The organism is Aromatoleum sp. (genome assembly GCF_035254505.1).
Classification (GTDB): domain Bacteria; phylum Pseudomonadota; class Gammaproteobacteria; order Burkholderiales; family Rhodocyclaceae; genus Aromatoleum.
The window spans coordinates 19,119-44,778 of record NZ_DATFAO010000033.1; the positions used below are offsets into that span (position 1 = coordinate 19,119).

Annotated in this window: 24 protein-coding genes; 21 read left to right on the forward strand and 3 right to left on the reverse strand. The window is 61.1% G+C overall.

Translation table 11 applies throughout. The features are described from left to right. Window positions 1-116: 116 nt before the first annotated feature. The 6 genes from VJ673_RS05340 to VJ673_RS05365 all read left to right on the forward strand — a co-directional run bounded on the left by VJ673_RS05340 (window position 117) and on the right by VJ673_RS05365 (window position 7,470). A complete protein-coding gene (locus tag VJ673_RS05340) occupies window positions 117-773 on the forward strand; it encodes a TetR/AcrR family transcriptional regulator (RefSeq protein ID WP_324125010.1) in 657 nt (218 codons plus the stop codon). After that, the gene (locus VJ673_RS05345; protein WP_324125011.1) at window positions 770-1,858 is read left to right on the forward strand and encodes an efflux RND transporter periplasmic adaptor subunit; all 1,089 of its coding nucleotides are present in this window, start codon (window positions 770-772) and stop codon (window positions 1,856-1,858) included. Before VJ673_RS05340 ends, VJ673_RS05345 begins: the two co-directional genes overlap by 4 nt. Further along, on the forward strand, window positions 1,855-5,073 hold the full coding sequence (locus tag VJ673_RS05350) for an efflux RND transporter permease subunit (protein WP_324125012.1): 3,219 nt from the start codon (window positions 1,855-1,857) through the stop codon (window positions 5,071-5,073). The genes VJ673_RS05345 and VJ673_RS05350 overlap by 4 nt, the downstream gene beginning before the upstream one ends. Before the next feature lie 67 nt (window positions 5,074-5,140). After that, window positions 5,141-5,794, forward strand: a complete 654-nt coding sequence (locus tag VJ673_RS05355) for a protein-L-isoaspartate O-methyltransferase family protein (protein WP_324125013.1) — start codon at window positions 5,141-5,143, stop codon at window positions 5,792-5,794. 11 nt (window positions 5,795-5,805) lie between these two features. Then, entirely contained in the window at window positions 5,806-6,129 is a 324-nt protein-coding gene (locus VJ673_RS05360; RefSeq protein WP_324125014.1) for a rhodanese-like domain-containing protein, read from the forward strand. A 30-nt stretch (window positions 6,130-6,159) separates the two neighbouring features. After that, window positions 6,160-7,470, forward strand: a complete 1,311-nt coding sequence (locus VJ673_RS05365) for a TolC family outer membrane protein (protein ID WP_324125015.1) — start codon at window positions 6,160-6,162, stop codon at window positions 7,468-7,470. Window positions 7,471-7,479: 9 nt separating this feature from the next. Here the strand turns inward: VJ673_RS05365 and waaA are convergent, their stop codons facing one another. Further along, window positions 7,480-8,757 carry a lipid IV(A) 3-deoxy-D-manno-octulosonic acid transferase gene (gene waaA / locus VJ673_RS05370; RefSeq protein WP_324125016.1) on the reverse strand — a complete coding sequence of 426 codons (1,278 nt, stop codon included), beginning with the start codon at window positions 8,755-8,757 and terminating at the stop codon, window positions 7,480-7,482. Between the two features lie 162 nt (window positions 8,758-8,919). On the opposite strand from waaA, the gene VJ673_RS05375 reads away from it, so the two are divergent. The 13 genes from VJ673_RS05375 to VJ673_RS05435 all read left to right on the forward strand — a co-directional run bounded on the left by VJ673_RS05375 (window position 8,920) and on the right by VJ673_RS05435 (window position 22,808). Continuing rightward, window positions 8,920-9,927: an NAD-dependent epimerase gene (locus VJ673_RS05375; RefSeq protein WP_324125017.1), complete on the forward strand. Its 1,008-nt coding sequence runs from the start codon at window positions 8,920-8,922 to the stop codon at window positions 9,925-9,927. A gap of 88 nt (window positions 9,928-10,015) precedes the next feature. Continuing rightward, a complete protein-coding gene (locus VJ673_RS05380; protein WP_324125018.1) occupies window positions 10,016-10,837 on the forward strand; it encodes a Wzz/FepE/Etk N-terminal domain-containing protein in 822 nt (273 codons plus the stop codon). Between the two features lie 496 nt (window positions 10,838-11,333). Continuing rightward, entirely contained in the window at window positions 11,334-12,350 is a 1,017-nt protein-coding gene (locus VJ673_RS05385; RefSeq protein WP_324125019.1) for an EpsG family protein, read from the forward strand. Beyond that, a complete protein-coding gene (locus tag VJ673_RS05390) occupies window positions 12,337-13,224 on the forward strand; it encodes a glycosyltransferase family 2 protein (RefSeq protein WP_324125020.1) in 888 nt (295 codons plus the stop codon). Before VJ673_RS05385 ends, VJ673_RS05390 begins: the two co-directional genes overlap by 14 nt. Further along, window positions 13,221-14,411 (forward strand): hypothetical protein, encoded by a 1,191-nt coding sequence (locus VJ673_RS05395; protein ID WP_324125021.1) that lies wholly within the window; start codon window positions 13,221-13,223, stop codon window positions 14,409-14,411. The genes VJ673_RS05390 and VJ673_RS05395 overlap by 4 nt, the downstream gene beginning before the upstream one ends. 18 nt (window positions 14,412-14,429) lie before the next feature. Continuing rightward, window positions 14,430-15,092: a glycosyltransferase family 32 protein gene (locus VJ673_RS05400; protein ID WP_324125022.1), complete on the forward strand. Its 663-nt coding sequence runs from the start codon at window positions 14,430-14,432 to the stop codon at window positions 15,090-15,092. Continuing rightward, entirely contained in the window at window positions 15,093-15,860 is a 768-nt protein-coding gene (locus tag VJ673_RS05405) for a glycosyltransferase (protein WP_324125023.1), read from the forward strand. A gap of 349 nt (window positions 15,861-16,209) precedes the next feature. Further along, complete coding sequence (locus VJ673_RS05410; protein ID WP_324125025.1) at window positions 16,210-17,397, forward strand: glycosyltransferase family 4 protein; 1,188 nt, start codon at window positions 16,210-16,212, stop codon at window positions 17,395-17,397. A 17-nt stretch (window positions 17,398-17,414) separates the two neighbouring features. After that, window positions 17,415-18,359 (forward strand): NAD-dependent epimerase/dehydratase family protein, encoded by a 945-nt coding sequence (locus VJ673_RS05415; RefSeq protein ID WP_324125026.1) that lies wholly within the window; start codon window positions 17,415-17,417, stop codon window positions 18,357-18,359. Next, the gene (locus tag VJ673_RS05420; RefSeq protein ID WP_324125027.1) at window positions 18,356-19,378 is read left to right on the forward strand and encodes an MraY family glycosyltransferase; all 1,023 of its coding nucleotides are present in this window, start codon (window positions 18,356-18,358) and stop codon (window positions 19,376-19,378) included. The genes VJ673_RS05415 and VJ673_RS05420 overlap by 4 nt, the downstream gene beginning before the upstream one ends. After that, window positions 19,378-19,944 carry a NeuD/PglB/VioB family sugar acetyltransferase gene (locus tag VJ673_RS05425; RefSeq protein WP_324125028.1) on the forward strand — a complete coding sequence of 189 codons (567 nt, stop codon included), beginning with the start codon at window positions 19,378-19,380 and terminating at the stop codon, window positions 19,942-19,944. Before VJ673_RS05420 ends, VJ673_RS05425 begins: the two co-directional genes overlap by 1 nt. Window positions 19,945-20,066: 122 nt before the next feature. Next, complete coding sequence (locus tag VJ673_RS05430; RefSeq protein ID WP_324125029.1) at window positions 20,067-21,908, forward strand: polysaccharide biosynthesis protein; 1,842 nt, start codon at window positions 20,067-20,069, stop codon at window positions 21,906-21,908. Between the two features lie 93 nt (window positions 21,909-22,001). Further along, the gene (locus VJ673_RS05435; RefSeq protein WP_324125030.1) at window positions 22,002-22,808 is read left to right on the forward strand and encodes a symmetrical bis(5'-nucleosyl)-tetraphosphatase; all 807 of its coding nucleotides are present in this window, start codon (window positions 22,002-22,004) and stop codon (window positions 22,806-22,808) included. A gap of 12 nt (window positions 22,809-22,820) precedes the next feature. Here VJ673_RS05435 and VJ673_RS05440 read toward each other — a convergent pair whose 3' ends face one another. Together VJ673_RS05440 and VJ673_RS05445 are read right to left on the reverse strand one after the other, a co-directional pair. Next, the gene (locus VJ673_RS05440) at window positions 22,821-23,564 is read right to left on the reverse strand and encodes a lysophospholipid acyltransferase family protein (protein WP_324125031.1); all 744 of its coding nucleotides are present in this window, start codon (window positions 23,562-23,564) and stop codon (window positions 22,821-22,823) included. Between the two features lie 120 nt (window positions 23,565-23,684). Continuing rightward, window positions 23,685-24,113: a hypothetical protein gene (locus VJ673_RS05445; RefSeq protein ID WP_414635633.1), complete on the reverse strand. Its 429-nt coding sequence runs from the start codon at window positions 24,111-24,113 to the stop codon at window positions 23,685-23,687. Window positions 24,114-24,253: 140 nt separating this feature from the next. On the opposite strand from VJ673_RS05445, the gene VJ673_RS05450 reads away from it, so the two are divergent. Together VJ673_RS05450 and VJ673_RS05455 are read left to right on the forward strand one after the other, a co-directional pair. Further along, window positions 24,254-25,189: a carbohydrate kinase family protein gene (locus VJ673_RS05450; RefSeq protein WP_324125032.1), complete on the forward strand. Its 936-nt coding sequence runs from the start codon at window positions 24,254-24,256 to the stop codon at window positions 25,187-25,189. Continuing rightward, complete coding sequence (locus tag VJ673_RS05455) at window positions 25,183-25,659, forward strand: outer membrane lipoprotein (RefSeq protein ID WP_324125033.1); 477 nt, start codon at window positions 25,183-25,185, stop codon at window positions 25,657-25,659. The genes VJ673_RS05450 and VJ673_RS05455 overlap by 7 nt, the downstream gene beginning before the upstream one ends. Window position 25,660 lies beyond the last annotated feature (1 nt).

Consider the following 25,660-nt stretch of genomic DNA (forward strand, 5'->3'; position numbering starts at 1 on the left):
GCGGCTGGCCTCCGCGCCAATGCGGAAGGTCTGCACGGGAAGCCTTTGGCGTAGGTAACCCGGTCGTCTATAGTACTGACTAGTCAGTCAGTAATTCAGGCCGTCGGGAGGCAGGAATGAATGAAAACACCGCGAGCCAGCGTCAGCGTAGGCGACGCAAGGAGACGCGACCGCAGGAACTCACCTCGGCGGCCCTGGCGTTGTTCGTCGAAAAGGGCTTCGCCGCGACCAAGCTCGACGACGTCGCCGCCCGCGCCGGTGTCTCCAAGGGCACGCTCTACCTCTACTTCGACAGCAAGGAAGCGCTCTTCAAGGCCGTCATCCAGGAGGGCGTCGTGCCGGCCATCGCGGCGGGCGAGGCGCTGCTCGACGAGCACGACGACCCGGTCGAACTGCTGCGGGCCATCCTCGACGGTTGGTGGGAGCGCATCGGCAGTACCGAACTCGGCGGGATTCCGAAACTGATGATGTCGGAGGCGCGCAACTTCCCTGACGTCGCCGTCTATTACCACCAGGTGGTGATCCAGCGCGGCATGGGCCTCATCCGCGTCGCGATCTCGCGCGGCATCGAGCGCGGCATCTTCCGCGAAGTCGACCTCGAAACGGTCGGCAGCGTGCTGATCGCGCCGCTGCTGCATCTCGCGCTGTGGCGCCACTCGTTCGCATCGTGCTGCGGCCCCGACACCGACGTCGAGCGCTACCTGCAGACCTATTTCGACGTCGTCCTCGATGGTCTGCGAGTACAACCGCTTCGTTCCGGAGACGCCCGATGAAAGTCCTGGCAAGCGCATTTCTGGCGGCGGCGCTGGCGGCCTGTTCCAGTCCGACTCCGCCGGAGAAGACTCCCCGCGCCGTGATCGTGAGAACCCTCTCCGCATCCGGCGACGCGCAAAACCTCAATGTGTACACCGGCGAAGTGAAGGCGCGCCACGAAGCCGAGCTCGGATTCCGCATCGGCGGCAAGCTCATCGAGCGTCGCGTTGATGTCGGCGCCCAGGTCCGCGCCGGCCAGATTCTCGCCCGGCTCGACCCGCAGGACACCCGCCTCGCCGAACAGGCCGCCGGCGCCGCGGTCGCGGCCGCCGAGGCCGACGTCGCGCTCGCACGTGCCGAGTTCGCGCGCGTGGAAGGATTGCACGCGAAGAACTTCGTCAGCGCCTCGGCCCTCGACACGCGCCGGACGGCGCTGCAGGCAGCCGAAGCGCGGCTGCGCCAAGCCCGCGCCCAGGCATCCACGGCCGGCAATCAGGCAACGTATGCGACGCTCGTCGCCGATCACGACGGCGTCGTCACCGCCGCGATGGGTGAAGCCGGGCAGGTCGTGACCGCCGGCCAGGCCGTCGTGCGCATCGCGCGGCCCGAGGAGCGCGAAGTGCTCATCGCCGTTCCCGAAAGCCGCATTGGATCGCTCCAGCCAGGAATGCCGGCGGTGGTCCGGGCCTGGGCCAGCCCGCAGAAAGACTATCCGGCAACGGTCCGCGAGATCGCTCCGGCCGCGGACACCGCTACCCGCAGTTACGCCACGCGCGTCAGCATTCCCGCGGCGGACGCCGGCCTGCCGCTCGGCGCGACTGCCAGCGTCGTGTTCTCGACGACCGCTGTAGCTCAGGCGCAGCTGCCGCTCACCGCCGTCACCCGTGCGGATGGGCATGCGACCGTCTGGCTCGTCGATGATGCGTCGCAGGTCCGCCCTATCGCGGTTGAAGTCGGCGAGTTCCGCGAAGATGGCGTCGCGATCCGCGGCGGCCTCCCGCCCGGGGCGCGGATCGTGCTGACCGGCGTTCATCGGCTGGTCGCCGGCGAGACCGTCCGCCCCGTCGACGAGAACGCCCCCGTCGCCCTGGATACCCGCAAATGAGCTCCGCCACCGAACATCGCGACGGGCGCTTCAACATCTCCGCCTGGGGCCTGCGCCACCGATCGCTCGTGCTGTATCTCATGATCGTGCTGACTGCGATCGGCGCGTACTCCTTCGGCCGTCTCGGCCAGTCCGAGGATCCGCCCTTCACCTTCAAGGTGATGGTGATCCGCACCGAGTGGCCGGGTGCCGCTGCCGAGGAGGTCTCGCGCCAGGTCACCGACAAGATCGAGAAGAAGCTGCAGGAAGTCGCCCAGGTCGACGTCGTGCGCAGCTTCTCGCGACCCGGCGAGTCGATGGTCTTCTTCGTCGCCCGCGACTCGACCCCCGCGCGCGAAGTGCCCGACGTCTGGTACCAGGTGCGCAAGAAGATCGGCGACATCCGCTACACGCTGCCGCAGGGCATCGTCGGGCCGAGCTTCAACGACGAATTCGGCGACACCTACGGCAACATCTTCGCGCTCGTCGGCGAAGGGCTCGACCAGGCCGAGCTCAAGCGCTACGCTGAGGCGATCCGCAGCGAACTGCTGCGCGTGCATGACGTCGCGAAAGTCAGCTTCTTCGGCGAGCAGCCGCAACGCGTCTTCATCGAGCTCTCCAACACCAAGCTCGCGACCTTCGGCCTGTCCGCGCGCGACATCGTCGCGGCCCTCGCCGGCCAGAACGCCACCGCCGGCGCCGGCTTCTTCGAGACCGCCGACGAGCGCATCTGGCTGCACCCGACCGGCGCCTTCGACGACCTCGACGCGATCCGCGCGACCGTCATCCGCGCCCAGGGCCGCAGCTTCCGCCTCGGCGACGTCGCCGAGATCCGCCGCGGCTATGCCGATCCCCCGCGCGAGCGTATGCGCTTCAAGGGCGAGGACGCGCTCGGCATCGGCGTGTCGATGCGCGCCGGCGGCGACATCATCGCGCTCGGCAAGCACCTCGACGAGGCCGTCGCGCACATCGAGGCGCAACTGCCGGTCGGCCTTCGCCTCGAACGCGTCGCCGACCAGCCGCGCGCCGTCTCGCGCTCGGTTGGCGAATTCGTCCGCGTGCTCACCGAGGCGGTCCTGATCGTCATGGTCGTGAGCCTGATGTCGCTCGGCCTGCGCACCGGCATCGTCGTGCTCGTGATCATCCCGGTCGTGCTCGCGATCACCTTTCTCTTCATGAACCTCTTCGACATCGGCCTGCACAAGATCTCGCTGGGCGCGCTGATCATCGCGCTCGGCCTCCTGGTCGACGACGCCATCATCGCCGTCGAGATGATGGCGACCAAGATGGAGCAGGGCTGGGACCGTGTCCGCGCAGCGAGCTTTGCCTACACCTCGACGGCGATGCCGATGCTCTCCGGCACGCTCGTCACCGCCGCGGGCTTCCTGCCGATCGCGACCGCCGCCTCGTCGACCGGCGAATACACGCGCTCCATCTTCCAGGTCACTGTGATCGCGCTGCTCGTATCCTGGGTCGCGGCGGTGCTTTTCGTCCCCTGGCTCGGCCTGCACCTGCTGCCGGACTTCCGTGCCGCCACCGGCAAACCCTCGCCGCTGGCGCGGCTGCTCGCACGGGTGTCCCCCCGTTTTGCCCAACGCCTCGCCGCGCGCGCCGCACAGTCTCATGCCCAGCACGACGAACACGCGATCTACCACACGCCCTTCTACACGCGCTTCCGCAAGCTCGTCGACGCCAGCGTCGCCCATCGCTGGCGCGTGATTACGCTCACCGTCGCGATCTTCGTCGGTTCCCTGTTCGTCTTTGCGCGTTTCGTGCCGCAGCAGTTCTTCCCGGATTCGACCCGGCCCGAACTGCTGATCGACCTGCGTCTCGCCGAAGGCGCTTCCCACGACGCGACCGAGCGCGCGGTGAAGCGCATCGAAGCCTTCCTCGACGGCCAGCCCGGCATCGAGAACTACGTCGCCTGGCTCGGCGGCGGCAGTCCGCGCTTCTACCTGCCGCTCGACCAGCAACTCGAACAGACGAGCTTCGCCCAGTTCGTCGTCCTCACCGACGGCCCCGCCTCGCGCGAAGCGCTGCGCGCGAAAACGATCGCCTTGTTCGAGCAGGGCCCGCCGGACGTGCTCGGCGTCGTCAATCGCCTCGAAAACGGCCCGCCGGTCGGCTTCCCGGTGCAGTATCGCGTCAGCGGCCAGGACGCCGACGAGGCGCGCCGTATCGCCCATCAGGTCGCCGAAGTGATGCGCGGCAACGCCGAGCTGTCGAACGTGCATCTCGACTGGGAAGAGCCCTCCAAACGCGTCAGCCTGCGCATCGACCAGGACAAGGCGCGCCTGCTGGGGCTGTCCAGCCAGGACGTCGCGACGCTCCTCAACACCTCACTGCAGGGGCTCGCGGTCACGCAGTTCCGCGAAGGCACCGAGACCATCGACGTGCTGCTGCGCGGCGCCGAGTCCGAGCGCGTCCATCTCGGCCTGCTGCCCGATCTCGCCATCCCGACCGGCAACGGCCGCAGCGTCTCGCTGTCGCAGATCGCGACGCCCGAATACGGCTTCGAGCAGGGCGTGATCTGGCGCCGCAACCGCGCGCCGACCGTCACCGTGCGCGCGACGCTCTACGGAAACGTCCAGCCCGCCGCCATCGTCGCCCAGCTCGCCCCGCAGATCGACGCGCTGCAGGCAAAGCTGCCGCTCGGCTATCACGTCGAGGTCGGCGGCTCGGTCGAGGAGAGCGCCAAGGGTGGCGGATCGGTCGCCGCCGGCATGCCGCTCTTTATCGTCGCGGTGCTGACGGTGCTGATGCTCCAGCTGCAGAGCTTCTCCCGCGTCGCGATGGTCGTCCTCACCGCGCCGCTCGGCCTCGTCGGCGTGACGGCTTTCCTGCTCGCTTTCAACAAGCCTTTCGGCTTCGTCGCGATGCTCGGCACCATCGCCCTGTCGGGGATGATCATGCGCAACGCCGTGATCCTGGTCGATCAGATCCGGCAGGACCGGGAGGCCGGCCGCAGCGCATGGGACGCCGTCGTCGAATCGACCGTGCGCCGCTTCCGTCCGATCATGCTGACCGCTGCCGCCGCCATCCTCGCGATGATCCCGCTCACGCGCAGCGCCTTCTTCGGGCCGATGGCGGTCGCGATCATGGGCGGACTGACCGTCGCGACGCTCCTGACCCTGATCTTCCTGCCGGCACTGTACGCGGCGTGGTATCGGGTGCAGCGCGACGCGCCGGATCCCGTCGGATCACCCGGCCGCCTTGCAACGCAGCAAGTGGGTTAGAATGCGAAAGTTTATTCAAAGCACGCTTTATTAGCGTGTGCTAATATTTGGACAGGAAGCCAAAGCCATGAACTTCGAACGTGCCCGCTTCAACATGGTCGAGCAGCAGATCCGCCCGTGGGATGTGCTGGATATGGACGTCCTCGATCTGCTGATGACGGTCAAGCGCGAGGAATTCGTTCCCGCCGCCTACAAGACGCTCGCCTTCGCTGACGGCGAGATCCCGATCGGCTGCGGCCAGGTGATGCTCAAGCCGGTGATCGAAGGGAAGATCCTGCAGGCGCTGCAGCTCAAGCGTTCGGATTCCGTGCTCGAGATCGGTGCCGGTTCCGGCTACTTCGCGGCGCTGCTCGCCGCTCGCACCGACTGGGTGCGCACGATCGAAATCGAACCGGAACTCGCCAAGTTCGCGAGCGATAACCTCAACCGCTACGGCGTCGAGAACGTCATCGTCGAAGAGGGTGATGCCGCGGGCGGCTGGTCGGCTCGCGCGCCCTACGACGTGATCGTCGTCTCGGGTGGCCTGCCGATGCTGCCGCAGAGCCTGCTCCAGCAACTGAAGGTCGGCGGCCGCCTGTTCGCCTTCGTCGGCGACGCGCCGGTGATGGAAGGGCGTCTCGTGACCTGCACCGGCGAAGGCCAGTTCAAGACCGAAGACGTTTTCGAAACCATCGTCCCGATGCTGAAGAACGCTCAGCGCAAGGACGAATTCCGCTTCTGAAGGAGTTCCGGATGCGACAGATGAGCGTCACCGAGCTGTCCGAATGGCTGGCCGACCCCGAACGCGCAAAACCGATGCTGCTCGACGTGCGCGAGCCGGCAGAGTTCGACATCTGCCGCATCCCCGGCGCCGAGCTGATGCCCATGGGCACCGTGCCCGCGCGCCAGCAGGAGCTCGATCCCGATGCCGACATCGTAGTAATCTGCCATCATGGCGGCCGCAGCGCGCAGGTCTGCATGTTCCTCGAGAGGCAAGGCTTCTCGCATGTGATCAACCTCGCCGGCGGCGTCCATGCCTGGGCCGAGTTGGTTGATCCGGGCATGCCTCGTTACTGAGCCAGCGCTGCCTATCCATCGGAGATGTAGATGAAACGTGCGGCAGTAGTCTGTCTGGCGAGCCTCTTGTCGACCGCGGCATGGTCCGCCGACTTGATGCAGGTGTATCGCGACGCGCTGGCCAACGATGCGCGCTATGCCTCGGCGCGCGCGCAATACGACGCCGGACAGGAAAAGGTCGTCCAGGGCCGGGCGGGCCTTCTGCCAGCGATCGGCGCCAGCGCCGGCACGACTTGGAATGACCTCGACATCCGACGCCCGGATCTGGGTTCCCATCAGTACAACAGCAATAACTACGGCGTCCAGCTCACGCAGCCGCTCTTTCGGTGGCAGAACTGGGTTCAGTACAAGCAGGGCGAACTGCAGACCGCGCTGGCGGAGGCCCAACTCGGGCTCGCGCGCCAGGACCTGGTCCTGCGCGTCTCGCAGGCCTACTTCGACGTCCTTAACGCGCAGGACTCCCTGAGTGCCGTGTCGGAATTGCGCAAGGCCGCCTCCGAGCAGTTGCAGCTCGCAAAGGCGAGCTTCGAAGTCGGTACCGTCACGATTACCGATGTGCATGAAGCCCAGTCGCGCTTCGACCTCGCGTCGGCACAGGAAATCGCTGCGCAGAACGACCTCGACGTCCGCCGTCAGGCGCTCGCGCAGATCGTTGGCAAGGAAACCTCTCCGCTCGCGGGGCTACGCGTCGGTCTGAGCCTGTCACGGCCCCAGCCCGATAACATCGTGGACTGGGCGGCGGCGGCGGAGCAGGGCAACTACACCGTGCAGGCGCAGCAACTGGCGCGGCAGATCGCCGAGCGCGAAGTCGAACGTTCGCGCGCCGGACATTATCCGACCGTCGATCTGGTCGCGACCCAGGGGCGCAACAGCGTCGGCTTCACGACCAGCACGAGGGGGGCGCAGGTCACCGAAGCGACGACCGTCGGCCTGCAACTGAATGTGCCGCTCTTCGCCGGCGGCGCGATCTCGTCGCGCGAACGCGAGGCGGCAGCCCTCAAAGTGAAGGCCGACGCCGACCTCGAGGACGCACGGCGCAGCTCTGCGCTCGCTGCGCGCCAGGCCTACCTCGGTGTGACCAGCGGTCTCGCGCAGATCAAGGCGCTGGAGGCCGCGAAGGTCTCCTCGACCTCGGCGCTCGAAGCGAACCGTCTCGGCTACGAAGTCGGGGTGCGCATCAACATTGACGTCCTGAACGCCCAGAGTCAGCTCGCCGACACCCTGCGCCAGCTTGCCCGGGCCCGCTATGACACGCTGCTTGCCCAGCTCCGTCTGAAGGCAGCAGCCGGCACCCTCGGCGAAGAGGACATCCAGGTCATCAACGCCCTGCTTGGCGAATAAGCGGCACCCTCAGGCCTCAGCTTCGCGGCGCTCCAGTAGGGCCGCCGCGAGCGCCACGGTCCGCGCCGTGGCGCCACGGTGACTCGCGGAGAACGCGCGACCCGCGCGACCCATCGCTACACGGCGGTCCGGTTCGGCCAGCAGCGCCAGGGCAGTCCGCATCCCGTCTCCGACCTCGTCTTGCCGGAGTGCCGCTCCCGCAGCGACCGCCTGCTCGGCGACGAGGGAAAAATTGTAGGTGTGGGGGCCGAGGATCACCGGCGCGCCGACCGCGCACGCCTCGATGAGATTCTGTCCGCCGAAGGGCAACCAGCTTCCGCCCATCAACACGACGTCGGCCGCCGCGTAATACGCGAACATTTCACCCATCGAGTCTCCGAGCCATACGCGCGTCGCTGCTGACACCGATTCGCCGTCCGAGCGCCGCTGCAAGGCCAGCCCCCGACTCGTCGCGAGCGCCGCCACCTGGTCGAAGCGCTGGGGATGCCGCGGCACGACGATCAGCAGCGCTTCCAGCGGTGCCATAGAGGCAAATGCATCAAGGATCAGCGCTTCTTCGCCGTCCCGCGTGCTCGCGGCGAGAATTACCGGCCGCTGGGCGGTCTGCTCGCGGAAGCTCCTTCCCATCTCGATCAGGCTCGCCGGCGGTGCCATGTCGAACTTGATGTTGCCCGTGATCTCGACCCCATGGGCGCCGAGCTCCCGCAGACGCACAGCATCAGCCTCTGTCTGCGCCCCGATCGCAGTCAACGCACCGAGCGTCAGCCGGGTCAGCGACGGCCATCGCGCGTAACGGCGGGCGGAGCGTTCCGACAGTCGGGCATTCGCAAGCAGCACCGGCACTGCCCGATCGCGGCACGCGCCGAGCAGCGTCGGCCACAACTCTGTCTCCATGACGATCCCCGCCCGCGGGCGAAAATGGCGCAGGAAAGACGTCACGCAGGGCTTCAGGTCGTAGGGCAGGTAGGCGCGCAGCACACGCCGTTCGCTGCCAAACAGCGCTGCGGACGTCTCCCGCCCGGTGGGCGTCATGTGCGTTAGCAAGACCGAGCACTCCGGCCAGCGATCAAGTATCGCGCGCACGAGCGGCTCGGCGGCCCGAGTCTCGCCAACCGACACAGCATGCACCCAGATCAACTGCGCCGGAGCCGTCACCGGATACCGCCCGAAGCGCTCGCCGACGTTCTGCAGATACTCTGGCTGACGGCGCGCACGCCACATCAGCCGCGCCACGACGAAGGGCAGGGCGATCAGCCACAGCAGGGAATAGGCAAGGCGGGCGAGCATCGGAAGCGGCGCGGAGCAAAGCGCACAAGTATATCGCCCCCGCTCGCGCGCACGCTCGTCGAGCTCCGCGGGTGCGGTCTTGCTGTACGGAGCAAGGAGCGCTCGGGCGGCTATGCGATAATTCGCGCCTATCCCATTCACTGCTCGCACGCTATCCCCGCCATGAAAATTCTTGTCACCGGTGCAGCCGGCTTCATCGGCATGCATGCCGCCCAGGTACTACTCGCGCGCGGCGACCAGGTCGTCGGCATCGACAACCTCAACGACTACTACGACCCCCAACTCAAACTCGACCGCCTCGCCCGGCTGACGCCCAATCCCGGCTTCCGCTTCGTCAAACTCGACGTCGCCGACCGCGCTGGTATGGAAAAGCTGTTCGCCGAAGAAAAGTTCGATCGCGTAATCCACCTCGCGGCCCAGGCCGGTGTCCGCTACTCACTGCAGAACCCCCACGCCTACATCGAGAGCAACGTCGTCGGCTTCACGAATATCCTCGAAGGCTGCCGCCATAACAAGGTCCAGCACCTCGTCTACGCGAGCAGCTCCAGCGTCTACGGCGGCAACACCAAGATGCCGTTCTCAGAGCACGACAGCGTCGACCATCCGGTGAGTCTCTACGCCGCGACGAAGAAGGCCAACGAACTGATGGCCCACACCTACAGTCATCTCTACGACCTTCCGACCACCGGCCTGCGCTTCTTCACCGTATATGGCCCCTGGGGACGCCCCGACATGGCGCTCTTCCTCTTCACGAAGGCGATCCTCGAAGGCCGTCCGATCGACGTCTTCAACCACGGCAAGATGAAGCGCGACTTCACCTACATCGACGACATCGTCGAAGGCGTCATCCGCACCCTCGACCGCGTCGCCGAGCCCGATCCGGCCTTCGATCCGCTGAATCCCGATCCGAGCCGCGGCAAGGCGCCCTACCGCGTGTTCAACATCGGCAACAACAACCCCGTGGAGCTGATGAGCTTCATCGAAGCCATCGAAGAGGCCGTCGGGCAGAAGGCCGAGAAGAATTTCCTGCCAATGCAGGATGGTGACGTGCCAGCGACGTATGCCGATACGAATGAGCTCAACGCATGGACCGGCTTTGCGCCTGCGATGAGCGTGCGCGAGGGGGTAGGGCGATTTGTAGCGTGGTACCGCGCGTATCACGGAATGTAAATTCGTAGCACTCTATTACCTTCGTGCAATATGCCGTGCACGTGAGATGGTGCGATAATCGACTGTTTTATCATAACTAATATTCCCAATGTCAGACCGAAATACCTCTGCGACCCATGTCGACGATGAGCTTAGTTTTTTTGAGTTATGGGAAATCTTGGTTCGGCGTAAGTCCTGGGTCGTTGTAACCCTTGGACTGTGTCTGCTCAGTGCGGTTGTTTACTTGTTCGTGGCGACTCCAATTTTCGAGGTCCACGCGGCGCTTCGCATAGGACAAGTTGCAGATTCTGGGGGGCTTGAAGATCCCGAGGTCCTTACTACGTCGCTGATGGGCAAGTATGGCGAGGAGGTTTCAACGGGCGTCAAACGGCCTCTTCCATTTCTCAAATCGGCGGCGCTGCAGCGAAATTCGAAGCAGGTTATCGAGCTGGCGGTTCATGGTGCGACGCCCGAGCAGTCGGCGGAGTTTATGAAGCGCGTCGTCGACGACGTAATTGCAAGGCACGGGGTGATATTCAAATCGGAAGTGGACCTGGCCCGCCGTCGAATCGACCAGATCGAGGCCCAGCGGCGCTTGCTCAACGGACTCTTTATTGGTTCGAACGACCTGTTTGAGACGTTGAAAAAGAAGGATGTCGTTCAGGCCTCGTTACTGACTCAGGAGCGGGCGCGGATTGCGGCCGAGTTGTCCTCGGTGGAGCGTGAGTTGCCGGCCTGGTTGCAGAAGATGAACGCACCTAGGACCGTCATGACCGAATTGACGAGTGATGTTGTTGCTCCCGCGCGACCTTCATCCCCAAGGAAGATAATGACTCTTGCCCTTGCGGTACTCCTGGGTATTTCAGGTGGTGTGACGCTGGCGTTCGTTGCGGAGTTTGTTGCCAAAGCGAGGGCTAGGGCTGCCGTTTGATTTCTTTGCGTTTGGGATGAGGGCGTGCGTGCGAGTGAATGTGTTGCTTTCAGGAGTCGCCCCACTTGAACCGAGGTGGCGTTGCTGTTGACGACGGTTAGTTTGTGGGCGCGGCACACTTGGCCGCGCTGGAGCGGCGCGGCAGTGGAGGAGATGAGAAGCCGCTGAGTCAGAGTTCCCATTTCTCCCACGGGGCAATAAAAGATGCGGTGCCGGCTGAACTAACTTGTGCGAGTGACGTATACATGACCGGCTGGTCATCGGCTTTCAGCCGATGAAGTCATGGATTCCACATAGCCGGTGTGCCAATCCCCTGAAGACGTTGAACGAGCATTGGTCGCAGTCGCCACGCCGACAACGAGTCGCCCGAAAATCGACAGTAATTCGAGGTGTGAAGATGTCGCCATGTGGAAGGTCATTTTGGCAAATGCCGCGGGCCTTTACCAATACTTCTGGCTGAGCAAAGAACAGGCGAGGTTTATCGAGGCTCCCATAATTGATCTATATATCTGTAGCGATATTTTTTGCCGCGCTCTCTTTGCTCGAGCTGCTATCCAATAACCGACAAACAAAGCAAGGTCTCTTGCTTCTGGCTGTCGTGTTTCTCATTGCATTTACCGGCTTGAGATCTTGGGGTGGGACCGATCTCGATAATTACAGAGATTACTATATCAATCTGGATGATGCGAAAATATCGTATGGATTTCTCTATGAGATGTTAAATCGATTCGCGCTATCGCTCGGGCTGAGTTTTACGGAGTTCCTCATCCTGATTGCAGTTATCGTAATTCCATCGCAGATCTATTTTTTTTACAAAACTTGTGCGTTTCCAGTCACGGCTCTTTTTGTCTTCTATATATTGAATTTTATTTGGCTCGATCATATCTTGCTGCGTCAATCGATCGCAAGCGTATTCGTACTGAGCGGCGTGTGGCTCTTGTTGCGCCAAAGAAAAATGCTGTCGGTCACGTCTTTTGTGGTCGCCGGATTTTTTCATGCGAGCGCATTGATCGCGGCCATGTCGTGGGTGGCGATGATGGCGCGGCAACCATACAAGATTTTGGTTGCTGTTTTGGTTATCGCTCTCTCTCTCGCATTTTTTCATCTGCCTGTCGACTGGTCCGAGTTCATTCCAGGGTTGAGCCCAAACATCGGGCGGTATCTGGTCGAAAGCGAGAGTGTCGGCATCTCGAACGTTTTGGAAACGGCAGCGGCCATAATCCTTTTTCAGAAAGGCAGAAGTCAGTACTCGGACCAGGAAATCATCTGGTACTCGGCGATGCTGTGGTCCTCAGTGGTGATTGTAGTGCTGTCATTTGATGTGGCTCCCGCAGCTCGTTTTCTTGAGTATGCAAGACTATTCTTCGTTGTAATTTTTGTTAGATACATACAAAGCAATAGCCCGACCTTACGGCCGCTAGTTGCAATGCCGATCTACGTCTATGGACTGGCGAAAATCTATCACTTTTGCGTAACATTCGACGGCGGAGCAGCATTCAATGCCTATCTTTGAAAAGCCTCCAACCGTTACGGTGATCACGCCAACATATGATCGGGCGCCGACACTGAGACCACTTTTTGAGAGTCTGGAGCGGCAGCGTCATTCCGTGCATGAGTGGATATTAGTCGATGACGGTTCAAAAGATAATACGGCCGATGTTGTAGAAGGATTCAGGCAGGCTGCCAAAAACATCCAAAAAATCGTCTACATACGCCAAGTCAACAGCGGAAAGCACGTGGCGGTCAATAACGGGCTGAATCACTCGACGGGTGATTACGTAGCAATTGTTGATAGTGACGACTGGCTAAATGACGAGAGCCTGGAAAATTTCTACAGAGTGCTGCGGCGTTACAATGTTAACGATTGTGAAGGTATATGCGGTATATCAGGGGTGAAGACAAATGCCTCAGGCAAGGCGATTAGTCATCTAGGTTGTGAGGGGGGGGAAATAGCGACGCATTTTGAATGGTTCTACCTCAGGAAAAACTTTGGAGATCGGATCGATTTCTACAAGAGCGAAGTTTTCTTGAATCGACGATTCAACGTATTCCCGGGTGAAAGATTTCTGACGGAAGATGCTCTTTGGCTGACGATTCCCGGAAAAAAAATATTCTCCAATGAGAGCATGCTTTGCGGTGAATATTTGCCAGGCGGACTTACATCGCGAAGCGCGAGGCTGCTTCTAAGCAATCCTTTCGGAACGCTTTCATACTATTTTGCGTTAGCGAGGGAATTTAGGTTGCGCAACGAGTCGCTTCCGCTGAAGCTGTGCGGCCTATTCCTTTATTATGCCTTTTTGTCGATCTGGGAGGGGGCGAAAACGAACGTGGTTTTGGGCGCCTTGGGACTCCCCGTGATTGCTCTCTACAAGTTTGCAAAGCGATGACCGCTACAAGATGGCATCACGTCCTTCCCCTCTTCAACATAGCTGCGTCGGGGCTTTGCTTTTTATCGATCGGGTATCTTTTCGGACTCTCTGAGTTGTCAGATACATTCTTTCTGATACTCGCGATCCAAAGTGTTTTGGGCGCTCTGTTTCAGTCTATATGGCATGCTGCAATCCCGATTGTCTATGACAAGAGCCGCGGTCCGGAAAAATCAATAATAATTACAACGGTGTTGGTTAATCTGATGGTAGGAGGGGGGGCGTATTTTGGCATCTCCTTTGTGCTTGAGGGTAGGTATCCTGCGTACTTGAATGGGATGGGGGCTATATACTTTGCAATTTTTCAGATCCATTTGTTTTTCAAGCAACTGTACTTGGTTGATGAAAGACTCGGGAGTTATTACTTAATCGATGCTCTGGGCTATTTTTTGTCGCTCGGCTTTTTCGTGGCACTGGCAGCAAGTGATTTAGTTCAGCCAAGCCTGGATGCACTTTTCGGTGCTATGGCGTTCGGGTGGATGGTGGTGCTTGGTGCTGATCTCTTTTTGAATAGCATGTACCTGAATTTCGCCTACAGCAAATCATATTCACTTTCGTTGTTACGGAAGGGCGTGGCGCCACGTATTGCGAGCCTGTTGTATAGCGGAAAGGATGTCATAGTGCCGATCTGTCTGAGGCAGTATGGTGCCGATGGATTTGTCACGCTGTATGCCTATGTAGCTCGGGTCGCGCTGTCCTTGTATCAGGTCATCCCGCTTCACATCGTTAACAAGTGGGTGTCAGGCATTCAGGGCCGAGAAGCGCTGCTTTCCGAGCCTGGTCTTTCTCGGGTTGCAAAAAAGGCAGCAGTTGCCTACCTGTTGGCGTGTGCGGCTGCATCGCTTGTGGTCCTTGCTGGATTGCCGCTTTTAAAAAACAAGCGCCTTGAGATGCTGTGGTCGCCGATCGCTCTTGCGATGATGGTTTCTGTAGTTATTTGGCTTGCTATTCAATCATTTGAACAGCCCTATGCGAGAGCGAAATACTTGTTACAGCTCTACCGGGTGCAAATACGGGCGGATGTTCTCAACTTTGGCGTTTTCTGCGTCGGGGTTGTGATCTGCGTTGGGATGGGCAGTGTGGTTCCTACTTTGGCCGGCTTGACGTTGTCGCAGTGCGTCTCGCTTTGGGTGTACCGAAAGGCATGATGGCCTACGAGTGATATTATGATTTCGAGAACGATTCACTATTGCTGGTTTGGTGGGAAGCGAAAGCCAGCGCTGGTCGAAAAGTGTATGGAAAGTTGGCGAAGGCTTCTCCCGGAATGGAAGTTTAAGGAGTGGTCCGAGGAGAATTCACCGATCAATGCGCCATACGTTGAAAAGGCGTTAAAGGAGAGGCGCTTCGCCTTTGCCTCTGATTATGTGAGGTTTCACGCTTTGCATTCTGAAGGAGGCGTGTATCTTGATACCGACATGGAGATTGTTCGCAATCTGGACCCCCTTCTGTCCAGCGAGTTCTTTGTCGGGCGCGAGTCCGAGCGCTATATCAACGCTGGGATCGTCGGCTCCGTTCGTGGGTATCCATTATTGAAAACGATCATGGATGACTTGGATGGAAGGGCAGGTAAGGGTTTCACCGCGATACCGGAAATAATTACTGATCTTATTGCGGCGGATGCAGAGGCCAATCGCAAGGTACAGATATACGCGCCCGAGTATTTTTATCCGTACAATCCCTTCGATGCGGCACGGAATGAAGTTGGACAGCTTTTTTACTCTGATGTGACCGCGAATACTTTTGCTGTGCATCATTGGGCCCAAAGTTGGAGTTATACGTTTGGGGAAAGGATGGTTCGCCGGATGAAGATGGTCTTTGGGCTGAAGTGAATGGATTCATTTTTTAGTCCGCGCGTTAGCGTCTTGATGGCGGCAAATTGTGTAGATAATTATTTGTTGGACGCAGTGAAGAGTGTTTTAAATCAGACTCTGCGCGAATTTGAAATGATATTCGTCGCGAATGGATTGGAGTCCAAGGAGGTTGCCGAGTACGTTAGAGGACATGTAGACGACAATAGGCTCATTGTTGTCGAGTCGCCAATTGGCCAGCTGGCGAACGCCTTAAATATCGGCCTTGCGATGGCAAGGTCGGATTACATCGCGCGCATGGATGCTGATGATGTTGCTGTTCCCGAAAGGCTTGAGCGACAGTTGCAGTATCTGGAGCGATATCGTTTGGATTTGATCGGATGTGATCTTGTCCTGATCGATGAAAACGATAAGGTCATTGGAAATCGTGTTTATCCAAAAGGGCGTGAAATTGATGGCCGGTTGCCATTTTCAAATTGTTTCGCGCATAACACGATTCTTGCAAAAAAAGACTTGTTGCTAAAGGTGCGAGGATATAATTCCGGATTCAATACCGAAGATTATGACTTATGGCTTCGATTGTTGAGGATCGGGGCAAAATGGGATAATATGCCAGATTGTTTGGTCCAGTATCGAATTCACGAAGGTTCGTCGCAGAGGCGCTTGCTTGGGTATGCGGAGGCTACTGGATTGGCGATGCGTGAATTTATTCTTGAAAAGTCGATACGTAGATTCCTTGCTTTGATGTTTCACGTGTTGAAGTCGTTCGTGCGTCCGACGAGATTGTGAGTGGACAGGTGCATCGTTCGCGAGAAGCAAGGTCTTTCGCGTGAGACGAAGAGAAGTGGTGGGCTTCAAGAAGTTATGCGGGTTGGGGCGGAGTGTGGCGGGGCTGCGGTCCTGTCGGGTGGTGCTGGACGTTGCCGCGTTGGATGTGATCGCGACGGTTCGGGTCGTAGGTCTGATGCGGCCTCGCTTCGCCTCGAGCGATTAGATCGAGGGGTTTCGCGTTTGACGATCAGTGGTTCACCAGTCTGTGCGGCAGTGAGGGTGTGGTGATGCAATTTTGGCCTCGACTGTATGCCTTGGGCTCGTGGAGCGGGTGGTGCGCAGAGTCTGCGGCAACCTGAATGAAAGTATGAAACAAATGACCCGACTCGCCATTATCTCTAACCAGGCATTTTCGCTAATCAACTTCCGTGGTCCGCTGATTCGCGAGTTGGTTGACGCTGGGGTGCAGGTCGATGCGCTGGCACCCGATTACGACGCGGATACGCGCGCTGGGGTCGCGGCGCTGGGCGCGCGGCCAGTGGACTACAGTCTTGCTAGGGCTGGTGTAAACCCGTTCTCTGATGGGGTGGATACGTTGCGGCTCGCGCTGTTGCTGCGCCGGCTGCGGCCGGACGCGACGCTTGGGTATTTTATCAAGCCAGTGATTTACGGTACGTTCGCTGCTTGGCTGGCGCGGGTACCGCGGCGCTACTCGATGATCGAGGGGCTGGGCTTCGTATTCAGTGATGGCGGGGAGCAACTCTCCCCTGTCCGCCGTTTGCTGCGCGCCATGGTCCGCGGCCTGTATCGTTCCGCGCTCGCGCGTGCGGACCGCGTGGTCTTCCTCAACCGGGAGGATATCGACGACTTCGTGCGTGCCGGGTTGGTGGACGAACATAAGACGCATTGCTTGGGCGGAATCGGCGTGGATCTGGCCGAATGGTCGCCTGCACCCGCGGTCACCACCCCGGTAACCTTCGTGCTGGCTGCGCGCCTGCTGCGCGAAAAGGGAATCGTCGAATACGTCGAGGCAGCCGCGCGCGTGAAGAACGAATATCCCGACGTTCGCTTCGTGTTGCTCGGCGGGCTAGATCCCAATCCCGGCGGCCTGTCGCGTCGCGAGGTGGAGTCCTGGGTTCAGGCGGGGCTGATCGAGTGGCCGGGGCACGTTCCGGTGCGCCCTTGGTTAGCTCAGGCGAGCGTGTTCGTCCTGCCGTCCTACTATCGCGAAGGCGTGCCACGCAGCACCCAAGAGGCAATGGCGATGGCGCGGCCGGTGATCACCACCGATGCGCCCGGCTGCCGCGACACGGTGGTCGAGGGCAAGAACGGATTCTTGGTGCCGATGCGCGACGTTGATTCGCTCGTTGGGCGCATGCTTGCCTTTGTGCGAGAGCCGTCGTTGATTGAGACGATGGGCCGTAGCAGTCGTGAGCTCGCCGAGTCTCGCTTCGACGTTCACCTCAGCAATGCCGCACTGATGCGAATCATGGGGTTCAGCGGCGGCGGTGAATTTAGCGGTTCGACGACAGCTGGCATCGGGGCGTTGAAGTGAGAGCAGGGACTGTATTAGTGACCGGTGCTAATGGTTTCGTCGGGCGCTCGCTGGCCGCGCGACTGGCGACTGGCGGTCACCGCTTGCGAGTGGCAATGCGCTCTCGGCGGGAGGTGCCAAGCGGCGCCGAAGTCTTCATTCATGGCGATCTCGGCGAGCCCGTGGATTGGAGGGGGGCGCTCACCGGCATCGATGTTGTGGTGCATTGCGCCGCACGCGTGCATGTGATGGCAGACACGGCGAAAGATCCGCTCGCTCAATTCCGTCGCTGCAACGTTGATGGCACGCTGCAATTGGCACGCGCGGCGGTTGCCGCCGGCGTGCGGCGCTTTGTCTTCGTCAGTTCGATCAAGGTCAATGGTGAGGCAACCCTGCCCGGCCAGCCCTTTACCGCGGATGAGGCGCCCGCACCCACTGATCCCTATGGCGTTTCCAAGCTCGAAGCGGAGCGCGGTCTGTTCGCACTTGCGGCCGAGACCGGTCTGGATGTAGTAGTGGTACGACCGGTGCTGGTCTACGGACCCGGCGTGAAGGCAAATTTTCTTAGCATGATGCGCTGGTTGGATAAGGGCGTTCCATTGCCCCTCGGGGCGATCGACAACCGCCGTAGCCTTGTGGCAATTGACAATCTGGTTGATTTGCTCCTTACGTGCATCGAACACCCGAGGGCAGCTGGTCAGGTGTTCCTGGTGAGCGATGGGGACGATCTGTCAACGACCCGCCTGTTGGGCAAGGTGGCAGCGGCGCTCGATCGACCGGCGCGCCTGATCCCGCTGCCCAGCCGCTTGATTGCAGCTGCCGCGGCGCTGCTTGGTCGGCGCGCATTGGGGCAGCGCCTTTGCGGCTCATTGCAGGTCGACATTGGCAAGACGCGTGAACTGCTGGATTGGACGCCGCCGGTTAGCGTGGATGATGCCCTAGCGAAGACTGCGAAGCATTTTCTTGGGCATATATCAAGATGACGATATGGTTTCTGTTGCTTGGTGTGGCCTTGGCGTCAATGGCCCTGACTTATGGTCTGCGCCGTTACGCTCTCGGTCGATGCCTGATGGATATTCCGAACGCGCGCAGCTCTCATTCGGTGCCGACCCCGCGAGGGGGCGGGGTCGCAATAGTCGCGAGCTTCCTCGTTACATTGCCATTGCTTGCTGCGATGGGAATAATGACTTGGTCATTCGCAGGGGCACTGTTGGGGGCGGGAGTGTTTGTTGCCCTCGTGGGCTTTCTCGACGACCACGGACACATAGCCGCACGTTGGCGCTTGCTGGCGCACTTTGTCGCTGCTGCTTGGGCATTGGTCTGGTTGGGCGGAGCGCCGCCAATTGCTCTGTTTGGGGCGTCATATAACTTAGGTTGGGTCGGGGTCGGTTTGGCAGCTGTTTATCTGGTTTGGCTCCTGAATCTGTATAACTTCATGGACGGTATTGACGGTATTGCGAGCGTCGAGGCGATCAGTGTCTGTATTGGCGGAGCGATCTTGTACGGATTGATCGGTCAATTTGCCGCGGCAACCGTTCTATTGATGCTGGCTGGGGCCGTAACCGGCTTTCTGTGCTGGAATTTTCCGCCAGCAAAGATTTTTATGGGTGACGCAGGTAGCGGCTTTCTTGGCATCGTTCTCGGTGTGCTATCGCTCGAGGCGGGTTGGATGGCCCCGGAACTCTTTTGGAGTTGGGTAATTCTCCTCGGCATTTTTGTGACAGATGCAACCTTGACATTGCTCCGGCGGTTGCTGCGAGGAGATAAAGTTTATGAGGCTCATCGGAGTCATGCATATCAATACGCGTCACGCCACTTCGGGCGCCACCTGCCAGTGACGCTTGCGGTAGGGGCAATCAATGTCATCTGGCTGCTGCCAATAGCGCTCGGGGTTGGTGTCGGCTGGCTCGACGGAACGGTCGGAATGGTGGTCGCATACGTACCGCTTGTGGCCCTGGCGATACGGTTCCACGCAGGCGCATTGGAATCCGGAGGTGCGTGATGGATGTGCTAATCGTCGGTGCCGGTGGGCATGGCCGGTCGGTAGCCGAAGCGATATTGCTTGGCGGCACGCACCGTGTAATTGGATTTTTCGACGACGCTTGGCCTGATCTCAAGGATGTGTGCGGCTGTCCTGTGCTGGGGAAGCTCTCGGAGTTGAAGGGTTCCAGAGAGTATGCAAGTCATGTAATCGTAGCAATTGGCAACAATGCGATACGGGAGCGTCTGTATGCGCGCATACTGGCGTCGGACTTAGCGCTTGCAACGGTTGTTCATCCGAAGGCCATCGTGTCTCCGCGCGCCGTCTTGGGGGCAGGCTGCGCCGTGATGGCCGGAGCGGTCGTCGGAACGGAAGCCCGACTTGGGCAAGGCGTAATCGTGAACTGCAATGCGACTGTGGACCATCAATGTATCGTGAACGATTTTGGTCATTTGGGGGTAAACGCCTGCATGGCTGGCGGAGCGGTGCTGGGGCGGGGAGCGTGGATGCAGGCGGGGTCGGCGCTGGGATATGGCGTCGTTGTGCCGGCGGAGTCTGTCCTTATCCCTGGTGAGTCAAGGGTTTGAGAGGTGACCGTTTAACGTCAGCTAATGCAAACACCTGCGTAAGCGTCGGTTTGGCGCCAAAAAATATGCATATGTCATTTCGTTCCCTACTTGTCTTTCTCTTTGACTTGAGTGCCGTCCTAGTGGCGTGGATCGGAGGATTCCTCGTCCGATTCAACTTCGATTGGCCTTCTGATTACGGCGGAAAGATTCTGAACGGGTTGCTTTGGCTGCTCGTCGTGCATACGTTCGCCTGCTGGCGGGCGGGCCTTTATCGTGGCATGTGGATATTCGCAAGTCTTCCTGACCTGAAAAGGGTATTGAAGGCAGTCGGGCTGTCCTTCCTCGGGTTGCTAGTGTTGCTCGCCGTGGAGCGAGCAGCTGGCCCGGCGATTCCTCGCTCCACGCTGGTGCTTTATCCTGTGCTGCTGCTCACAGTCATGGGCGGAGGGCGCGCGGCATGGCGCATGTGGCGGGAATACCGCATGTTCGGCGGCCTGGTCGCAGCGGGGAAGCCTGTCGTAGTGGTCGGCGCCGGCTCCGGCGGGGCGATGTTGGTGCGAGAACTGCGCCGTAGTGCCGACTGGCGTGTGGTTGCCTTGGTAGACGATGACCCCGCGAAGTGGGGGTTGGAGCTTTTCGGACATCCGGTTGCGGGCGGCGTCAACTCGCTCCCTCAGGTGCTGAGGGACTACAAGGCAATGCACGTCATCCTCGCGATGCCATCGGCGGCAAATGATGCCCTCAAGCATGCGGCCGACATCGCCGTTGGGGCGGGTGCTCATGTGTTCACGGTCCCTGGTCTGGAAGATCTGATGAACGGGAAGGTCGCGGTCAACGCGATGCGTCCGGTGGATATTGAGGATCTGTTGGGTCGGGAGCCGGTGAGGATCGATTCAGTACACGTCCAGCAGATGATCACCAGCAAGACGGTTCTGATCACGGGTGCGGGTGGGTCAATCGGCAGCGAGCTCAGTCGTCAGGTGGCTCGCTTCGCCCCCGCCCGCTTGGTGCTGGTCGAGTCGAGCGAATTCGCACTGTACAGCATCGAGCAGTGGTTTCATGTTCATCGCCCGAGCGTTGAAATCGTGCCTCTTGCTGGCGACGTGAGGGACGTCGGACGGATGGAAGAGATCTTTGCCGTCTGGAAACCTCAATTGGTGTTCCATGCGGCGGCGTATAAGCACGTGCCGCTGATGGAGGTCGGTAACGCTTGGCAGGCGGTCCGCAACAACGTGCTTGGCACGCTGAATGTGGCGACACAGGCGCAGCGTCAGGGGGCAGAGCGCTTCGTGCTGATTTCGACAGACAAGGCGGTCAATCCAACAAACGTAATGGGCGCAACAAAGCGCTTGGCTGAGATGGTCTGTGAAGCCTTGCACAGCGCGGGCAGGGGCGCGACGCAGATGGAAATGGTCCGCTTCGGCAATGTGCTTGGCAGCACCGGCAGCGTGATCCCGAAGTTCGCCGAACAGATTGCTCGCGGCGGGCCGGTGACAGTGACGCACCCGGAGATCAACCGTTATTTCATGTCCATCCCCGAGGCCGCGCAGTTGGTGCTGCAGGCTGCATCCATGGGAAACGGTGGAGAGGTCTTCGTGCTCGACATGGGAGAGCCGGTGAAGATCGTGGACCTGGCGCGCAACATGATTCGTTTGTCGGGCTACAGGGAGGGCGAGATCCGTATCGAGTTCTCAGGCTTGCGCCCGGGCGAGAAATTGTATGAAGAGCTGTTGGCCGACGCCGAGCAGACTCGCGAAACCCCTCACCCAAAATTACGGATTGCGCGCTCCCGACCGGTGCCTGCCTCGTTCCTTGGCGAATTGAGCACGTGGCTCGGTCGAAAAGGCCCTGTCAGTGACGATGAAGTCCGCAAGGGCCTGCAGCGTTGGGTCCCTGAGTACGCTCCCGCTCGCAATACCCCGGTACTTCGGGTGGTCGAGTCCGGCGAGCAAGACTTCGTGCGGGCGGCGAGGCAGGGGTAGCAACTCCGTCCGGCGCAGGGCCGCAGTGCATGCCCTTGGGGGACGTTGGTAGAATCCCCCGTTTCTCTTTGCGACCGGCGAACTTCAGTCTTCATGGCGATCTATGCAGTAGGCGACATTCAGGGCTGCTATTCGGTGCTGCGGCGCTTGCTGGAGCGGATCAGCTTCAACCCGGCCGGAGATCGGTTGTGGGTTGTCGGCGATCTAGTAAACCGCGGCCCGGAATCCTTGCAGACCCTGCGCTTCCTCCGGGGGCTCGGAGACGCCGCAACCGTGGTGCTCGGCAACCACGATCTTTACCTGCTGATGGTGGCTGCCGGGCACAAGCGTCTCGACGATGACGACACGCTGTTCGACGTGCTCGGGGCTCCGGATCGCGACGAGTTGCTGGCCTGGCTGGCCGGCTTGCCGCTGATGCACGTCGAGGGCGCGCATGCGCAGCTGCACGCGGGGCTCCTACCTGGCTGGTCGATCGAGAAGGCGACTGCCTTGGCGGCGGAAGTGTCGGATGTCCTACGCAGCCCGGATGGGCAGAAATTGCTGCTGCACCTGGCCGGAAACCGCCCGGAGGAGTGGTCGGACGATCTCGAGGGCTGGGACCGGCTGCGTGTCATCGTCAACGCGATGACGAGGCTGAGATTCTGCACTGTCGACGGCCGTATGGCGCTGCGGGCCAAGGGGCCGCCGGAACTGGCGCCCGCGGGGACGATGCCCTGGTTCAAAGTCCCCGGGCGTCTTAGCCGTTCGCACACGATTGTCTGCGGCCATTGGTCCGCGCTGGGGTTCTACCGCGAACCGGGGCTGATCGCCCTCGATTCCGGCTGCGTGTGGGGCAACGTCCTGACCGCGGTGCGTCTCGACGATGGCGCGGTGTTCCAGGTGCCGGCAAGACCCCTCTGAGCGGTTGAAGCGCTAGCCGGCGGCGTCGTCGGCTCGCTGGACCTCTGCGGCGATCCGATTGCGGGCCTCGTGTGCAATTTGCCGGCGGGAACCGAACGTGCTCTGGATCGGTGGCATGGCGGCGACGCGCACGACAATGCGCGGCGTGGCGATGATGTTCGCGATGCACTCGCCCAGGCTGAGGTCGCCGTCGTAGGCGGGCGCCCGCGTTCGCCTGCCGTCAGCAAGGTGATAGGACATGGCGAGCGGTTGAATCAAATGTCCCGCCTCAATCGCCGGTTGCAGCAGGGCGGCGTGGAAGTGCAGCACGTGGCTGCCGTCGGTCGTCGTCCCCTCGGGAAAGATGGCGACATTCCGCCCGCCGTCGAGCAGGGCGCCGATCTCCGCATTGATGATCTTCGCGTGGCCGCGGCTGCCGCGGCGCAGGAAGACCGTTTCGTTGCGTGCCGCAAGCCAGCCGACGACCGGCCATGCTTTGACCTCGGCCTTCGAGACGAATGCGGACGGCGCCAGGGCGTTAATGACGAAAATGTCCAGCCACGAGATATGGTTGGCGACGAGCAGGCTGCCCGGCGTGATCGCGACCCCATGCTGTTCCATGTCGACGCCGAGCGCGGCGAGCAGGCGCCGCGACCAGCGTTGCCGAAGGTGCCTGCGCGTGGCATCTGAGACGGCAGGAAAGACGGTTGCCGTCGCGACCCCCGAGGCCAGATGCAGCGCGAGCCGCAGATAACGCCAAGCGCGGACCGGGGCCAATACGTGAAGGGATTGCGCCGGCGATGCGATGCTTGCGGTTTGAGTGTTCAGTCTGCGCGTCCCATAAAGTGTTTGGCGTAGCGGCCTTCGATCTGGCGCATCAGGAGCATAACCGGCAGGTCAACGGTATTGAAGTCGGGATCCCCCGCCGCGGCGCCGCAGATCCACCCTCCAGCACGCAGAGAGCCCTTGATCAGCGGCGGCGTTGTGGCGGCGACGTCTGCACGCAGTGGGGCCACCGGCAAGGGGCTGCGGGGGAAAACGCGGTACTCGGGCGGTGCCGAACGGGTTTCCTTGGGCCGATTGTACAGACTCGCGTCCGGCGTCCGCCGTCGTCATGCTGATCGAGGCGCAGCCGATCCGGTAGCCGTAGCCGTCTTCCTGTATGTAGCGGGCGAGGCCGGAACGCAGCAAGGCCATCACGGCGCCGCTGCGGTACTCCGCATCGATGCACGAGCGCCCGATCAGAATCTCCGTTTCACAGCGTACCAGACCGACGTGCAGGCTCGGCCTTGTCCGATTGTCGGAATGCGGGGGTTCTTGCAGCATGCGCGACTCATCGAGTCATGATGTCGGCGCATTTTCTATGGACTGCATTGCAGTCCCGTGACTGAAGGGCTACGGAGCAGTGACGACGGGATGCCCGGTGGAAGTCCTATAATGCGGGCTTTGCCATCCCGGGATTCAACATGTCCATCCTCGTCTGTGGCTCCATTGCCTATGACACGATCATGGTTTTCCATGATCAGTTCAAGCGGCACATCCTGCCGGAGCAGATCCACATCTTGAACGTCTCTTTCCTCGTGCCGGACATGCGGCGGGAATTTGGCGGATGTGCGGGCAACATCGCTTACAACCTCGGCCTGCTCGGCGCCGACCCGCTGATCATGGCGACCGTGGGTGACGATGCCGGCCCGTACCGACTGCATCTTGAGCGGCTTGGCCTGCGGCAGGATTGCGTCCGCCTCGTGCCCGGCAGTTTCACGGCCCAGGCCTTCATCACCACTGACTTGGACGACAACCAAATCACCGCCTTTCACCCCGGCGCGATGAGCCAGTCCCACCTCAATCGCGTACAGGATGCGGCCGGCGTGAAGTTGGGCATCGTGTCGCCCGATGGCCGTGACGGCATGCTGAACCATGTCGCCCAGTTCGCCGGAGCGGGTATCCCGTTCATCTTCGATCCCGGTCAGGGGATGCCGCTCTTCTCCGGCGAAGAGCTGCTGCACTGCCTGAAACTGGCCAATTACTGCACGGTCAACGATTATGAAGTGCGGTTGCTGTGCGAGCGGACGGGCTGTTCGCAGGAGCAATTGGCCGGGATGGTCGATGCGTTGATCGTCACGCTGGGCCCCGAGGGGTCCCGAATCTATGCGGATGGCAGCCATATCGAGATTCCGGTGGCCCCGCCCGACGAAGTCGTCGACCCGACCGGCTGCGGTGATGCTTACCGGGCTGGCCTGCTCTATGGCATTGCCAATGGTTTCGACTGGGAGCGTACGGGGCGTCTGGCGTCGCTGATGGGATCGATCAAGATTGCAAGTCGCGGGGGACAGAATCATGCTCCCAGCCGCGATGAAATTTCCGCCCGCTTCCGGGCAGCATTCGGGGAAACGCTATGGTGACGAGTATGGGTTTGCGGCGTGTCGCGGGCGCTCTGGCGCTCGTGCTCGCAATGTCTGGCATCGGCGGGTGCGCCGGTGGACTGGGAGGAGACACTTATTCCCGCGGCGAAGCGCGCCGGGCGATGTCCGTCGAGTATGCGGTGGTCGAATCGGTGCGGCCGGTGAGGCTCGAGGGGACGAAGACGCCGGTGGGTACGCTAGCAGGTGCGGCCGTCGGCGGCATCGCCGGCAGCGGCGTCGGCGGCAAGCGCGGATCGGCCATCGGCGCAGTGGTCGGCGCCGTGGCGGGCGGTCTCGCCGGCTCGGCGATCGAAGAGGGCGCGACGCGCTCCGACGGTGTCGAAGTGACGGTGCGTCTCGACAACGGTCAGATCCTTGCGGTTGTGCAGGACGACCGCGGTGAAGGCTTCCGGCCGGGTCAATCTGTCCGCGTTGTGCGCGATGGCGGCACGACCCGCGTGAGCCGCTAAG

What these genes read in the sequence shown, in the direction of transcription:
- VJ673_RS05340 (WP_324125010.1), top strand. Translation starts at nt 117, where the DNA reads ATGAATGAAAACACCGCGAGCCAGCGTCAGCGTAGGCGACGCAAGGAG.
- VJ673_RS05345 (WP_324125011.1), top strand. Translation starts at nt 770, where the DNA reads ATGAAAGTCCTGGCAAGCGCATTTCTGGCGGCGGCGCTGGCGGCCTGT.
- VJ673_RS05350 (WP_324125012.1), top strand. Translation starts at nt 1,855, where the DNA reads ATGAGCTCCGCCACCGAACATCGCGACGGGCGCTTCAACATCTCCGCC.
- VJ673_RS05355 (WP_324125013.1), top strand. Translation starts at nt 5,141, where the DNA reads ATGAACTTCGAACGTGCCCGCTTCAACATGGTCGAGCAGCAGATCCGC.
- VJ673_RS05360 (WP_324125014.1), top strand. Translation starts at nt 5,806, where the DNA reads ATGCGACAGATGAGCGTCACCGAGCTGTCCGAATGGCTGGCCGACCCC.
- VJ673_RS05365 (WP_324125015.1), top strand. Translation starts at nt 6,160, where the DNA reads ATGAAACGTGCGGCAGTAGTCTGTCTGGCGAGCCTCTTGTCGACCGCG.
- waaA (WP_324125016.1), bottom strand. Translation starts at nt 8,757, where the DNA reads ATGCTCGCCCGCCTTGCCTATTCCCTGCTGTGGCTGATCGCCCTGCCC.
- VJ673_RS05375 (WP_324125017.1), top strand. Translation starts at nt 8,920, where the DNA reads ATGAAAATTCTTGTCACCGGTGCAGCCGGCTTCATCGGCATGCATGCC.
- VJ673_RS05380 (WP_324125018.1), top strand. Translation starts at nt 10,016, where the DNA reads ATGTCAGACCGAAATACCTCTGCGACCCATGTCGACGATGAGCTTAGT.
- VJ673_RS05390 (WP_324125020.1), top strand. Translation starts at nt 12,337, where the DNA reads ATGCCTATCTTTGAAAAGCCTCCAACCGTTACGGTGATCACGCCAACA.
- VJ673_RS05395 (WP_324125021.1), top strand. Translation starts at nt 13,221, where the DNA reads ATGACCGCTACAAGATGGCATCACGTCCTTCCCCTCTTCAACATAGCT.
- VJ673_RS05400 (WP_324125022.1), top strand. Translation starts at nt 14,430, where the DNA reads ATGATTTCGAGAACGATTCACTATTGCTGGTTTGGTGGGAAGCGAAAG.
- VJ673_RS05405 (WP_324125023.1), top strand. Translation starts at nt 15,093, where the DNA reads ATGGATTCATTTTTTAGTCCGCGCGTTAGCGTCTTGATGGCGGCAAAT.
- VJ673_RS05410 (WP_324125025.1), top strand. Translation starts at nt 16,210, where the DNA reads ATGAAACAAATGACCCGACTCGCCATTATCTCTAACCAGGCATTTTCG.
- VJ673_RS05420 (WP_324125027.1), top strand. Translation starts at nt 18,356, where the DNA reads ATGACGATATGGTTTCTGTTGCTTGGTGTGGCCTTGGCGTCAATGGCC.
- VJ673_RS05425 (WP_324125028.1), top strand. Translation starts at nt 19,378, where the DNA reads ATGGATGTGCTAATCGTCGGTGCCGGTGGGCATGGCCGGTCGGTAGCC.
- VJ673_RS05435 (WP_324125030.1), top strand. Translation starts at nt 22,002, where the DNA reads ATGGCGATCTATGCAGTAGGCGACATTCAGGGCTGCTATTCGGTGCTG.
- VJ673_RS05445 (WP_414635633.1), bottom strand. Translation starts at nt 24,113, where the DNA reads ATGCTGCAAGAACCCCCGCATTCCGACAATCGGACAAGGCCGAGCCTG.
- VJ673_RS05450 (WP_324125032.1), top strand. Translation starts at nt 24,254, where the DNA reads ATGTCCATCCTCGTCTGTGGCTCCATTGCCTATGACACGATCATGGTT.
- VJ673_RS05455 (WP_324125033.1), top strand. Translation starts at nt 25,183, where the DNA reads ATGGTGACGAGTATGGGTTTGCGGCGTGTCGCGGGCGCTCTGGCGCTC.